Annotated in this window: 11 protein-coding genes; 5 read left to right on the top strand and 6 right to left on the bottom strand. The window is 65.5% G+C overall.

What is annotated here, in order from left to right; genetic code table 11:
- Positions 1-14 precede the first annotated feature (14 nt).
- Complete coding sequence (locus tag Q0L25_RS05025; protein ID WP_296612105.1) at positions 15-797, top strand: DUF4019 domain-containing protein; 783 nt, start codon at positions 15-17, stop codon at positions 795-797.
- Positions 798-844: 47 nt separating this feature from the next.
- Here Q0L25_RS05025 and Q0L25_RS05020 read toward each other — a convergent pair whose 3' ends face one another.
- The 3 genes from Q0L25_RS05020 to Q0L25_RS05010 form a co-directional block, all read right to left on the bottom strand.
- Positions 845-2,059 carry a DUF1501 domain-containing protein gene (locus tag Q0L25_RS05020; RefSeq protein ID WP_296612103.1) on the bottom strand — a complete coding sequence of 405 codons (1,215 nt, stop codon included), beginning with the start codon at positions 2,057-2,059 and terminating at the stop codon, positions 845-847.
- 17 nt (positions 2,060-2,076) lie between these two features.
- Positions 2,077-3,678 (bottom strand): DUF1800 domain-containing protein, encoded by a 1,602-nt coding sequence (locus tag Q0L25_RS05015; RefSeq protein ID WP_296612101.1) that lies wholly within the window; start codon positions 3,676-3,678, stop codon positions 2,077-2,079.
- Between the two features lie 115 nt (positions 3,679-3,793).
- On the bottom strand, positions 3,794-4,741 hold the full coding sequence (locus Q0L25_RS05010) for a S1/P1 nuclease (protein WP_296612100.1): 948 nt from the start codon (positions 4,739-4,741) through the stop codon (positions 3,794-3,796).
- A 267-nt stretch (positions 4,742-5,008) separates the two neighbouring features.
- Here Q0L25_RS05010 and Q0L25_RS05005 point away from each other — a divergent pair, with 267 nt between their 5' ends.
- From Q0L25_RS05005 to Q0L25_RS04995, 3 genes are all read left to right on the top strand, one after another.
- Positions 5,009-5,275, top strand: a complete 267-nt coding sequence (locus Q0L25_RS05005; protein ID WP_296612098.1) for a PadR family transcriptional regulator — start codon at positions 5,009-5,011, stop codon at positions 5,273-5,275.
- Positions 5,272-5,895, top strand: coding sequence for a hypothetical protein (locus Q0L25_RS05000; RefSeq protein WP_296612096.1), 624 nt, complete (start codon positions 5,272-5,274; stop codon positions 5,893-5,895). The genes Q0L25_RS05005 and Q0L25_RS05000 overlap by 4 nt, the downstream gene beginning before the upstream one ends.
- Before the next feature lie 284 nt (positions 5,896-6,179).
- A complete protein-coding gene (locus Q0L25_RS04995) occupies positions 6,180-7,478 on the top strand; it encodes a serine hydrolase (protein ID WP_296612094.1) in 1,299 nt (432 codons plus the stop codon).
- Positions 7,479-7,602: 124 nt separating this feature from the next.
- Here Q0L25_RS04995 and Q0L25_RS04990 read toward each other — a convergent pair whose 3' ends face one another.
- Positions 7,603-9,657 (bottom strand): alkaline phosphatase D family protein, encoded by a 2,055-nt coding sequence (locus Q0L25_RS04990; protein WP_296612092.1) that lies wholly within the window; start codon positions 9,655-9,657, stop codon positions 7,603-7,605.
- 287 nt (positions 9,658-9,944) lie between these two features.
- On the opposite strand from Q0L25_RS04990, the gene Q0L25_RS04985 reads away from it, so the two are divergent.
- Positions 9,945-10,718 carry a 2OG-Fe dioxygenase family protein gene (locus tag Q0L25_RS04985; protein ID WP_296612091.1) on the top strand — a complete coding sequence of 258 codons (774 nt, stop codon included), beginning with the start codon at positions 9,945-9,947 and terminating at the stop codon, positions 10,716-10,718.
- Positions 10,719-10,955: 237 nt separating this feature from the next.
- On the opposite strand, the gene Q0L25_RS04980 is transcribed toward Q0L25_RS04985, so the two are convergent.
- Positions 10,956-11,639 carry a GIY-YIG nuclease family protein gene (locus Q0L25_RS04980; RefSeq protein ID WP_296612090.1) on the bottom strand — a complete coding sequence of 228 codons (684 nt, stop codon included), beginning with the start codon at positions 11,637-11,639 and terminating at the stop codon, positions 10,956-10,958.
- Between the two features lie 64 nt (positions 11,640-11,703).
- The gene (locus Q0L25_RS04975) at positions 11,704-13,107 is read right to left on the bottom strand and encodes a TIR domain-containing protein (protein WP_296612088.1); all 1,404 of its coding nucleotides are present in this window, start codon (positions 13,105-13,107) and stop codon (positions 11,704-11,706) included.
- Positions 13,108-13,463: the final 356 nt, after the last annotated feature.

The raw sequence follows: 13,463 nt of genomic DNA, 5'->3' as shown, positions 1-13,463 counted from the left end.
TAGGCCGGTGCGATATGAACATGGCGGTGAAAGACGGCTTTGGCGCCCTGACCGAGAAGGAAAAGCAGACGCTGCGCCTGATCGTCCGCGGTCACGACGCCAAATCGGTCGCGCGCAGCCTTGGTCTCTCGGTCCACACGATCAACGAGCGATTGCGCGACGCGCGCCGCAAGATGGCAGTGTCCAGCAGCCGCGAAGCCGCGCGCTTGCTGTTCGAATCCGAAGGTGGCGAGCCGGGCGCACTGACCCCCGATTTGTTGGGGGACGCAAGAATCGGGGAAGCCGCGAGCCGCGTTGGCGTGGATCAGGGAAGGGCGCCGGTCAGCGGCGCAGGGCGGATTGCCCGCCATCCCTGGATCGTCATCGGAGTGTTGCTCATGACCTTTGCTCTCGGACTATTGGCATTCGTCGCCTTGCCCCAGGCCGCGTCAGCGCCGCCATCGGCGCCCGTCGCCGTCGACGCCAAACCCAATGCTGAAGTCATGGACGTCACGCGACAATGGCTGGCGCTGGTCGACCAGAATCGCTGGGACGACAGTTATCGCGCGACTGGAAGCGCGTTCCGCAAGCTGAATACTGCGCAAGTCTGGACTGACGTGTCCGAAAAAATGCGCGCCTCGCTGGGCGCGGTGATTTCGCGGACCTTCCTCAGCGAGGAGAACCTTCCCGCGCCACCCTATGGCTATGAAGTCGTGAAGTTCCGAGCCCACTACGCCAACAAGCCTGACGCGGTGGAAAGCGTCACGCTCGAGCGCGAGGACGGTGCCTGGCACGTCGTCGGCATGATCATCGAGTGAGAGAGAGGCGGCGCGTGGGGAAGCGCGCTTCCCGACCCTGAAGTTGATCAGATGAGGCGCAAGTCGACCGGTTTGGCTGCGGGAAACACAGCGCCGAGCCGGTCGCCGGCCAGGCCGAATTGCCGCGCAGCGATCCCGCCGATCATCGACCGGTAATCGGTCAGGACGGGCAGGTCGCGGCCCTGGTTGAGCGTCGCTTGCGACAGCGCGACCTGAGGCCCGGCCATGCGCCCGCCATTCACGCCGCCGCCCATCACCCAATAGATGCTGCCATGGCCGTGGTCGGTGCCCTTGTCGCCATTCTCGTGGAACGTGCGGCCGAATTCGGAGACGACGACGACGGTAGTGTTCCGCCAGGCATCGGGGCCGATCTCATCGGCGAAGCCGGCGAGGCCGCGTCCAAGCTCGCCGATATGCGTCGCCAGATAGCCTTGCGCGCCGCCCTGGTTGACGTGCGTATCCCACCCGCCGACATCGACGAAGGCGAGGTTGAACTGGTCGCGCATCAGCCGCCCGATCCGCCGCGCCGACAGTTCGAAGCCCTTGGGGCTGACCGCGCCGCGGCTGGCTTCCTTCATTTCCTCGTCGACCGTCTTGAACACGGTGTCGCGCACCTGGAACCCTTCCGCGACCGAGCTGCCCAGGTCGTTCGCGCCGCTGCGCTGCCCCTTGTACATCGCGGTGATCAGCGCGGCGTCCTTGGGCGGCACGGCGGGCTTCGATCCGACCGCCGCCAGCGCGATATTCGGGATCACCGGCCCGCCGCGAAAGCACAGTGGAAGCTGGTCGGTGAACGAGATCGGCTTGTCCTGCCCCAGCGCCGAAGCGAGCCGCGCCATGAAGCCGGAATTGTAGTTGCGGTGGCCGCCGATCGGCTGGCCGAGCTCGATCGTGTCCTGGGTCTCGAAATGGCTGCGGCTCATATCGTCGGTGCCGACGAACGGCACGAAGGCGATCTGCTTCTTTTGCCACAGCGGATAGATCGAGTCCTTGAGCGCCGGGTGCAGGCTCCAGTCGGCGTCGAGCGCGATCGGCGCATTGGGGTCGGCCGGATTGGGCTTGCCCAGCGCGATCGTCGGGCGTGAGGCGTGATAGAAATCGCTTCCGGTCGGCGCGATGATGTTGGCGGCGTCATAGGCCCCGCGCAGGAACACGACGAGCATCCGGCTGCCCGCTTGCGGCGCGGCAAAGGCGCGCCCGGCGACGATCAGCGGCGCCAATGCGGCGGCACCGGCGATAAGGTCACGGCGATCGAGCAACATGAGCCTTCTCCGTTGCGTCAGCGATGCATGAATTCGGGCGATGACAGGAACAGGGCATTCCATTCCTGCGGCGAGCTTGCCTGGGTCAGCGCCGTCCTGGTCTGCCCGCCCAGTGCCGGCGCGACGGCGCTGTAATAGGCGGCGGTCTGCAGCCTGGGCAGTGCCGGTATGGGAACGGGCGGCTGCGCGAGCGGCGCGGTGGCGGCGGGCGGCGTGGCGGATGTCATCCCGGGCGCCATCATCGTCGGCGCCTCTCCCATGCCGACGGCGGCCACGGCGGCGGGAGGAACGGGGGGCTTGAACAACCCGGCCGCGCCTCCCCCGATCTGCCGCGCGATCTCGAACCGAACCGACATCTGGCCGGGTCCGGTCCAGGCGGCAGAGGTCATCGGATAGCCGTCGGGCGTTTCGCGCGCATACAGGCCTTCGCCCATGCGGTTGAGCCAGCCGATGATCGGCTGCGCGTTCACGATCACCTTGTCGCCGTACATCAGGCGCACCGACGAGATCGCATAATGGACTGGGTCCTTGAACACGGTACCGAGCGATTGCCGGAACTCGGACGCGCGGATCATCGTGCGCAGCACTTGCGCGATGTCGCCGTCACTCCTTTGCCAGGTCGCGGTCATGCGATCGACCACCGCGGCGGGCGGCGTGTCGCCCATGAAATAGGTCGCGAGTTGCTCGGAGACATGGTGCGCGGTGGCCGGCGACCGCGCGATCAGGTCGAGCGCTTCCTCTACCTCGCCAAAGCCGCTGCCCTTGATTGTATGACCGAGGAACTGCTTGTCGCCGAAATCGTGGCGGTTGGGATTGAACTCGAACAATCCGGCGCGAACATAGAGCGCCTGGCGCTGCGGGCTGAGCTTGGGCGCATTGGGGCTGAGGTCGACCCCGACCCCCGTCAGGATCCGCGCCAGTTCCTGCACGTCCTTTTGCGTGTAGCCCGACCCGACGCCCATCGAGTGGAGCTCCATGATCTCGCGCGCGTAATTCTCGTTGATATGGTTGGCCGCGTTCTGGTCGTTATCGAGGTATCGCAGCATCGCCGGATGCTTCAGCGTCGCTTCCAACAGGTCGCGGAACTTGCCCAGCGAATGGTTGCGGATCGTGTCCTCGTAATCGCCGACCATCGCGCGGATATCGCGCTTCTGTGCCTGGACGTTGAAATGGTTGAACCAGAACCAGGTCAATTGCTCGCGCAATTGGTCGGGCGCGTAGAGGTCGCGCAGCAACGACCGCGTCGCCGCTTCATTGGCCAGCGCGTTCATGCCCTGCTGATAGGCCTTGCGCGCGGCGTCGCGCTGGGCGGGATCGGGCAGCTTGTTGGCATAGCGGATCGCCGCATCCTGCTCGACGACCAAGGCCGCCAGCGGTTCGCGGCTGATCCGCATCGCCGCGATCCGGGCGGCGGCCTCGGGCGGCAGGCTGTCGTCGAGATGCTTGAGCTGGGCGTCGAGCCAATGGCCGCTACCGGCCTTGTCGCTCCCGGTATCCGCCGCGGACGCGCCCCAGGTCAGGCGGTTCACCCAGGCCGCCGACTCTTGCGCCGCCGGCGCAGCCAAAGCGGGCGTGGCGAGCACGCCGAACAACAGAACGGAGACGGAGCGAGCGCGCATATCGGCCATCCTTCGGGAGTCCACTACGCTCCAGATCCTGAACCGCTCCTGTCGGGAAAGGAATAATCGCCGATTTATGATCGACTTGGCGCGGGCTTGGACGGACGATCTTGCCCTATTTGCCCAACGCCGCCCGCACCGCATCGGCGATGCGATGGCCGCCCAGCGCGACGCGGCGTTCGCCGGTGGTGCGGCGCGCATCGCCATAGCCCGGCGGGACCGGCAAGGCCGCGGCCGCCGTCGCCGCGCCTTCATAGGTGCCGCCCTTATAGACGACCGATCGCGCCAGCCCGAAACTCTCGTCCGCCCAGGACCGGAACGCATCGGCATCAGCCTTGCCGCTCAATTCGCTCAGCGCCGATCGCGGCCAGGCCCGGTCTAGCCGCACGCGCACCGCCTCGACATTGGCGTCGTCATCCCCGTCCCCGCCGACGGTGTCGTCCCAATAAGCGTGCAAATTGGTCGCCGCCGCCCCCTCGGCCGGCCGCACGAAGCCGGCTTCGCCCGCGCGGTCGCTCAACGGAAAGCGGGCGGAGATCAGGTGCCCGCCATGCAGCGGTTGCTGGATGTCGCCCGCCAGGTGGAACAGCCAGCACAAGGACACCGCGCGATCCGCCGCCGGCGCATAGGCATCGCGCACGGTCGCCAGGTTGAGCCGATAGGCCTCGACCGCTTCCCCGGTGCTCATCGCCAGCAACGCCGGCGGGACCTTGGCGGGATCGGCCTGGGACGGGACCAGCCGCAGCCAATAATGCCAGCCGGGATGATCATAGGGCCCCTTGCGCGCATCGTCCGGCCAGCGCGCCATCAGCTCGAACAAGCGCCGGGTCCGCGCCTCGCCCGAAAACCCCGCCAGCGCCCGGTCGAACCGCGCCTTGTCGGGATGGTCCGCCATGATCGCCTCTATCTTCGCGATCAGCGCGGGATCGGTCCTGGCCAGATCGTCATAGGCGATGGCCCCGGTCACCATATGCCCCTGGTTCGACCAGGCGGAAGCGGTGGTGGCAGGGGCCAATGCAGCGGCGAAGCACAAGGCGAAGGCGAGACGGTGTTTGATCCGCATGGTCGGCGATCCTCCCCGATATGTTCTGCCCGCGGCGTTGGCGCCGCGAGGACTGTCTTACGTTAACGTAAGTTCGAGAAAGGAAGTCAAGCTGGTCGCGCCGCTAGCCAGACGGCGTTGCAAAGATCGCTTCCGCCCACCCTCTTTCATTCAGCTCGATCGCGAGTTTCTGACACCGCTCGCCGCCACGAAGCGACGGCGCTTGACTATTAAATCTACATATGTTGAAAATGAGGAATGGCACGACAGCGGCGACCGTCGAAGCAAATGATCGCGCTCCTTGATGCTCTGTCCGATCGACAGTGGCACCACGGCTACGATCTGATGAAAGAGACCGGACTGCTTTCGGGCACGCTCTATCCGCTGTTGATGCGGATGACGGACCAGCGACTGGTAGAGGCGGAATGGCGTGAGCCCGCCCAGCCCGGCCGCCCCGCGCGTCATGCTTATCGTCTGACCGCCATGGGATATTCGCTGAGTCAGGACGTCGCGTTGAGTGATCGCACGCTATCGGCGAAAGCCGTTCGGATATGATGCTCTCTCTATCCCGTGCGTTGATGACGCTCGCATGCCGATGTCTGGGGAAAGACCGGCATGAGTGGGCGCAAGCCATGCGGGCGGAGTTCGATGCCGCCGTCGAGGACCGTCGCCCGCTGACGTTCGCAATTGGATGTTTGACGGCTGCGTTGCGCCAAATGCCGATGCGGGAGGAAGGGCGATTCGTCCTGACCAATTACGCGCTGGCGCTGGCTGTGATGGTACCGATAGCGGCAATCGAAATCAGCTCCGCGATTCTTGGGCTGCCTCATCTGTTCGGGGAGCAAGGAGCCCTGGGCGCCAGCATGACTTCCGGCCAGAAACTCCTGGTCGATGGTGCCTTTCGCGTGGCGGCACCTTCGGTGACCCTGTTGTTGCTTCTATCGGGGGGCGCGCAATTGCGTCTCGCATGGCTGATGCTCGAGCGCGACTGGGGGCGAGCTACATCGGTTGGCGCCGCCATTCTCGCCGCGATCACGACACAGATCCTCTTCATGGGCAGCTTGTTTCTGGACGTCGGCCAAGCCGTCACGCTGGGCGGAGTCCTGGGGATCGAACTGACGTTGATCGCCGGCCTGGGGCGTTGGCACGCCGACCTCAATTTGCCGCCGTCATGACCCGCTAGCACTTCAGGGCCGAAGCGCTTCCCGGCCTCTTCCTTCGCCTAACCCTCAGATTGTTGGAGACCCAGACGATGCCACACGCACGAATGATCTTCTGCGCCTTGTTGCTGAGCACGGCCGCTTGCAGCCCCGCGATGGCACAGTCCGCGCCAACACCGTGTGCCGCGCCTACCCTCGCGGCCGGCGGACCGAGCAATGCGCATACCCGCAATGTCGAAACGAACCTGCGCCCTCCGGTCATCAAGCCCGGCGACCAACCGCTGACTCTCAGGGAGGAGATGCGCCGGTACGATGTGCCTGGGATCAGCGTCGCGGTCTTCCACGCCGGCAAGATCGCCTGGGCGCGCGGCTGGGGTGTTCGTGATCTTACAAGTTGCGCGCCGGTCACTCCCAACACCGCCTTTCAAGCCGCGTCGATCAGCAAGGTGGTGACGGCGGTGATAGCGCTGCGGCTGGTCGAGCAAGGCAAGATCGGTCTTGATCGCAACATCAACGAATCGCTTCGGTCCTGGCAACTGCCGAAGGACGAGAAACTGGCCCCCAACGGCGTCACTCTTCGCGAGTTGCTGAGCCACACGGCCGGGCTGAACGTTCACGGTTTCGATCACGGATATCGGCCCGGCGCGACGCTCCCCACCACCGTTCAGATCCTGGAAGGTGCCGATGGCCCGCCCGTTCGCAGCATACTGCCAGCGGGCGCGCAGTTCGAATATTCCGGCGGCGGTTACATGGTGGCGCAACTCGCGCTCACGGACGTGAGCGGAATGTCCTTCGCCGACCTTGCGCAACGCGAAATACTGGGTCCGCTTGGCATGACGCGCAGCGCCTTCGCCATGCCGCCCTCGCCGGCGATCCGCGCCGACATGGCATTCGGTTCGGCCTGGGGCAAACCCATGCCGGGCAATTATGAAGTCATGCCCCAGCTCGCGCCGGCGGGCTTGTGGACAACCGCGGGCGATCTCGCTCGCCTGCTGATCGACTTGCAGGCCTCTGCCTCGGGCAAAAAGGGTCACCGCCTGTCGCCCGCCATGACGCGAGTGATGATGACGCCAGTGAAGGACAATTGGGGGCTCGGACTTGCTCTTTACGGGGACGGCGTCCCCCGCTTCGGCCACGATGGCGTAAACCCGGGTTTCGAATCCTTCATGGTCTGCTATGTCGGCAAGGGCGATGGCATCGTTGTGATGACCAATGGCGGAGACGGCCGGCGGTTGACGAATGAAGTCGTCCGGGCCGTTGCGGCCGACTATGGTTGGCCGGACATTGTAGTACCGGCGACCGAGGAAAGGACGTTATCGTTCGCCCAGCTTTCCAAAGCTGCCGGGCGTTTTGCAGGTAGTGGGTTGAACGTCGACCTCGAAGCCCGTCCGGACGGATTGTTTGCAAGGTTCGTCGGGGCCCCCGCCTCGGCATCCGAACGTCTGGTCGCGCTCTCTCCCACGCGCTTCCGATCCGAATCGTTGGGCGTCACGGTCGAGTTCGCACCGGATTTTTCGAGCTTCACCTTCATCGATGGCGCCCCACCGATGAAGGTGATGCGCACCAGGGCAGCGCCGCTGGCGGCAAAGGCAGACTGAGCATAACCCGGCCAATCGTGACTCGCGGTTGCTTGGGGTTGGATGGCCATAACCGATCCGGGCCATAAGGTTCGCCGATGTTCGGCCAGGCGCCTGATCGTCTTACTGCCCGCCGCCGATACCGTCAGATCGACAATTTGGCGTCTCCCTCGATCACCCGCTGCTCGAGCTTCGGCGGAGTGCCCGGCTGCCACAGCCGCGCCTGGTGCGACACGCGGTATCGCAGCGGGCCGCCGTCGGGCGTGGTGGCGCGCGCGATCGGGCGGACGATGCAGACGAACTCGGTGTCGATCGCGTCGGGTCCGGCGCTGACTACGGCATAGCCATGCCCGGCCATGTCGACGAACTCCAGGTGCGGCGCGACGTCCGGATTGGTCAGCGCGCGCGCCTTCGCGATGTCGCCGCTCGCCGCATATTCCAGCGCGCTGCGCACGCCGCGCTTGATCGTCAGGTTGATCGTGTGTTCGGGCGCCCCGCCCGCCGGCTTGCGCACGAACAGCGGCAGGGTGGGGGAGTCCTTGAAATATTCGGCCGCCTCGCCCAGGCCGGGCGCCGAAATCGATCCGGTGATGAAGCTGATCCCGACCGGCGCGAACCCCGCGGGCGGCAGGGCCGGCGCGGCATAGCCCGCCCAGAAGCTGTGGCGGTCGCCCGACACGGTGACGAACCCCGACACTTTGTGGTCGCGCACCATGTCATAGATTTCCGCGCGCTCGGCGAACGCGCCGCTGAAGTCGCCGCTGCCGAAGGTCCCATACCCCTTGCCCGGCCACGGCGCCTTGATTAGGCCGGCGGGCAGGTTCTGCGGATCGGTCCGCATGTCGAGCGTGCCGTTGGTCGCGCCCCAGATCTTCCAGGTCGCGGTCGATCGCGTCAGCCGGTCCTTGAGCCACGCCTTCTGCTCGCGGCCGAGCACGGTATAGGCGGGCTCGTCCTTGCGGAAATTGGGAATGGTCTTGTCGCCGATCGCGATCGTCGCGGGGGGCTTGCCGCCGGCATAGTCCCTCCCGCCGTCGACGATCTCCATCCATTCCTGCGGAAGGACCGGATAATCGCCCGAATCGAGCGCCGCCGCTTCGGGCCGGTCGGTCGGGTCGGCCGCCTTGTAGCTGTGGAAGTCGGTCAGGATCAGGTCGACGTGCCGGCCGTAACGCAGCGCGCGATAGGCGGTCATGCTGCCCACCGCGATGCGGTTATTGGGCTCGGTGCCGAAGCCGTGATCGTCGAACGTCTCGATCGGCGCCTTCGCCACCACCGGTGGTCCGAACTGGTCGAGCCCGGCGCCGGACGCCTTGCGGACGCGCGACGGGATATATTCCCACCACGCCTGATTGGCGGCGACGCGCAGCGGCTGCGCGGGTTCGATCTTGCCGCCATATTTGATGAAGCTCTGCCAGCCCTGCCACGAGAATTCGTGATTGTCGCCGATGCACACGAACGGGAAATGGGCCCGCGCGTCCTGGATGTCGGGATCGTCGATATGCGCGCGATAGACATGGCGATAGCCGGCCAGGTTGGTCGGCACGTGGAAGTTGCTGACCTTGCGCGCATCGGGAATGCGGCCAAGGTCATAGACGGTGCGCGAATAGCGATGCGGCACCTCGTCGGGATATTCGACGACCTCGTAGATGAAGTCGCCCAGATGCAGCACGAAGCCCAGCTTGCGGTCGGTGGGCGCGCGCTCATCCTCCCAGATCATCCGGCGATAGGCGTTCTGCGCGCCCTCGTTGACGCTGTTGCACGACACGAAGGCAAAGCGGACGGGGCGCGGATCGGTCGCGCGCGGGGCGGTGATCGTGCGCCCGACCCGGCTGCCCGCACCGCTGTCGTCGGTGAACCGGTACCAATAGGTCGTCGCCGGGGACAGGCCGCCGACCAGCGCGCGGCCGGTCCAGTCGGCCGCCGCCAGCACCGGCACCCGCGCCGTCGCGACGACGCGGCGAAAGTCCGCATCCATCGCGACTTCGACGGTCAGCGCGTGGCGATCGCCCCGATCGAACGGCCGCCGGGTCCACAGCACCACGCTATGGTCGTCGGGATCGCCCGACGCGACGCCCTGGGGATAGAGCGCGCGGTCCTCGCGCCACGCGACGCGCGACGGCGCGGCGGCCGATCGCGTCGCCCAGACGCCGACGATCCCGATGCTTGCGGCGCTTGCCAGAAATTGTCGACGATCCATCTCACCCTCCGGGCTGGCATCAGCAGATAGTGTCGCGGCGGCGATCGGCGGCCAGGCTCCCCTGTCGCGGCCGGTGGAAATCGGGCGTACCCGCGTCCCGCAATGGCACCGGGACGCGGTCAATTCGTAGTGCCATAATGATTTAATACACTGAGGCGCGCCGCGGTCAATCGGGCGGCCGAATGCGGCCACCGGTCCGCGTCCGCCATGATCTGGCCGCACGAAGGATTATATGGCGGGCGGCGCGCCTCGATGACCGGGGCGCGCCATCGATAGGGGACCGCACCGTGCCTCGACCATTGGAGACGATCGGGAACGAGACCGACCAGCGCCTGGCCGGCGAGCTGGCGGCACAGGGCTTCGTTCGCCCGGCGCCGGGCGCGATCGACTGGTTGCCGGCGGCGGCGTCGGATCCGGAATGGCGGGACTTCGCCCAATCGTGGAACCGGCTCGGGCTCGATCGCTATATGGCCGATGGCGGCCGCTATCGCCGGCGGCGCCACGCCGCTTTGGCGATCACGCCGGATGCGATCGCGCGAAAGCCGCACCAGCCGCATTATCAGAGCCGCGACTATAATCGGCTGAACGGCGACGTTCAGCGCTGGTTCGAACCGATCGAAGACGGCATCGTCGACAGCGCGATGATGCGGCACCTGCTCCGCGGCGCGACCGATTGCTTCGAGCGCGCCGGCGGCGGCGACGCGGCCCGCCTTTGGCATGTCGAGCTCCACCAGTTCCGGATAGAGGCGACCGCGCACGAAGCGGGCCGCCCAACCCCGGAGGGAATGCACCGCGACGGCGTCGACTGGGTGCTGGTGATGCTGATCGATCGAGTGAACGCCGACGAAGGCGTGACCGAGATCCGCATCGCCGGCCAGCCGCAGATCGACCGCTTCACCCTGGCGGCGCCGGGCGACGCCGTGCTGCTGGACGATCACCGCGTGCTGCACGGCGTGACGCCGATCCGGCCGATCGACCCGAGGAGGCCGGCGTATCGGGATGTGTTTGTGGCGACGTGGAAGGGCGAGGGTGCGGGCCGATGGGGAGGCGTTACGGATTGACCGTAATTCAGTCACCGTAATTCGGATGTCTCGTTTTGGGCCGTCTTCCGACAGGCGGGTTTCGGGCAATCGAACCGGGATAACTGCCGTTCTCACACTCAGCGCGCCGGTGTCGGCTAGCGACCGGCGTCAGTCGTTCAAATCAGCTACCGTGGTCAGCTCCTGACAGAAGCTGCCTATGGATCGCTCCGCAGACCGTCAGAAAAAGACGGCTTGGTGGGCATCGGTCACAGAGACTCACTTACTCCTGCTATGTTCCTGAGACTCCTCGTCAAGCGAGTCTGTTTTCGGTTCGCCGGATCGGGCCCGGATCCCTTGCATATTCCAGTCGGGCTGGATCATTCGGATAAGTCCGGCCTCAAGGCCGGGGGCCGTCAACACTGGAAGCCCCCGCCATTCCGTGGCTTCCGGGGTTGCGATCAGGATTTCAACGCGGCTGCCAGCGCCTAGGGCGGCAAGGATCAAGCCTTTCACGCGCGCGCTTGTGCGCTGACGGCTGTGACCTCGGACATAGTGCCCCATGCGCCCGCGCAAGCCGCGCTGGGTCAGGCCGATATACCGGATGACACCGTCGACGACGAAGACATAGACCCCAGGGTCGGCCGGAACGATGCAATCAAGCTCAAAGGCGCCATCGCCGACCAGCGCCCATTGGCCGAGCCGCGAGAAGCCGGCCGCGATCAGCCGCTCCACCGGATAGGGGAGAGCCGCCTTCGCCGTCGATGCGACAGCTTCTACCACCGCCTTTCGTGCTGCCGGCGCAGCGCCAGCGGAGTTGCCTCGTGATCGGCCGAGATCGATCCCCGATCGCTCGAGAACCTGACGGACATGCTGATATCGGATGTCGAGGTGGGTCGCGATTTCGGTCCGCAGATATCCTGCGAGCGCGAGCGCGCGGATCTTATCGGCTTTCGTCGTCATGCCGGCGACGGTTTCGGCAGGCGATGGGCGCGTTGCCGACACCTGTGATCCTCCGCTCATCCACTCAGGCCATCGTCGCCGCGCCAATCCGCGCACTGAAATCATGCTCCCCTAGGGCAAGGATCAAATACCGCATGGTCAGCGCATCACTTGGAGCCCCCCGCGCGCCGTCATCGACTCCAAGGATCTGGACCGCCGCGAAGAAGCCGTTGGTATTGCGAAGGACTGCAATTTCACCGGTCTGGAGGGTGCGCGAGCGGGAGGTGAAGTCATAAGCGGACGCATCGGTGATCTGCTCGATGGCGGTCGCCCCGCGCGCAACGGCGATACCATGGATCGATTGGGGGTCGTTGTAGAGATGGATGCTGGTGTCGCTTCCCTTGCTCCACTGGGTCTCGAATGCCGTTGCGCCGGTGCCGATGACGTACCGGCCGTTGAACGCGCCGTAGTCGAACGTCACCTCGCCAGACATGGCCCCGGACGTAGGCGGAGGCACGTCGGACGCCTTGCCCGACGTCGGTCCGACCCCGACCTTGTTCGCAATTTCGACCGCGAGCGCGGCCGGTGTGTAGCGTCCCGCCGAGAGGTATTGGATTGTATCGGGGAGCCCGGGCACCGCCGTGTCGTCGAACCGGACAGGAAGGATATATTCGGCCTCGTCCTTTATCTGACGGCTGATCGCCGAGCGCCGCTCCTGACGAGTCCATGCTTTTGCGACGTACTCGGCCGAGATGAACATCACCACATACTGGGTGCCGCGCGAGTAGATCTGGTGGAAGTGCTCGGCGCCATCCTTGCCCCAGAGGGTATTTGCCTCGAACTCATCATAGAAGACGGCGACGTGGCGGGCAGCGAGAGCGCGGGCAACGTCGCGCACATACTCGCGCTGCTCACCCGCGAACGACAGCGCCACCTGATACGGGCGGGGCTCATGTTCAAGCTGTGCAGCAACTGGCGGGTCAGCCGGTAGCACGGGTGACTCTGCCGACGCCGCCGGTGACTCCGGCTCACCTTTCGCAACCCGGACCTGATCCAGGCCGACATCAAATTGCCGGAAGCGGTAATCGATCTTGGGAAGCAGAGCCTCCACGCGCTTGTTGATTACGTCTCCGGCCGTGCCGCGCCCCATCATGTTGATCCATTTATCCAGCTCGGCTGCGCCGCGCAGCACGGGAAGAAGGTCGCGTGCCCGGAAGAATGCCTGATCCCGGCAGGCCTGATAGTCGATGTCCGGCACCGACTTCATATGGCGGAGCGCCGCCAGCATCTCGCTAAGGGCCGCATCGAACTCCTTCTCGATCAGCTCGGCCATTGCCTTCAGCGTAGCTCCTGATCGGAGCAAGCCCCGCGCGGCGTTGCGCGTCGAGATCGCGTTCGCCTCCGCCTTCGCGCGGGCACCGGCATCATCGCGGATCGTGTAGAGCCGGGCGAGGAAATCGTTGATGGTCGGATGCTCGTGATTTGCCATGCTGGCAATATAACCAATTGCAACAGTCGAACCACCAATACGAGCGATGATGCGGAGCTATTTCTGATGCTGGACTTCACCGACCTTTTGAAGAAGGCGGGCTCCCGCATCGCCGCTTGATTCATGGCAAAAACAGCGCACACGTCCGTCATGCGATCCCCAAAGCCGCCGTTCCATTGCTGCCAATGTGATTTGTCGGTTAAAGCACCTTCACCCTGACAAAGCGCTGCGGGCGGCGGTGCTGAGAAGTCAAACCTCCGAGGTTGAATTGGCGACTGGCAGGGTTTTCGCACGCGCACCCGCGATCGGGGGATGATAGCGCCTCGGGGGACCGCCCAACGACCGCTTTCTACCTA

The organism is Sphingomonas sp. (assembly GCF_024508665.1).
Classification (GTDB): domain Bacteria; phylum Pseudomonadota; class Alphaproteobacteria; order Sphingomonadales; family Sphingomonadaceae; genus Sphingomonas.
Note: the sequence above shows the minus strand (reverse complement) of the source record. Positions and strands in the feature narration are given on the sequence as shown.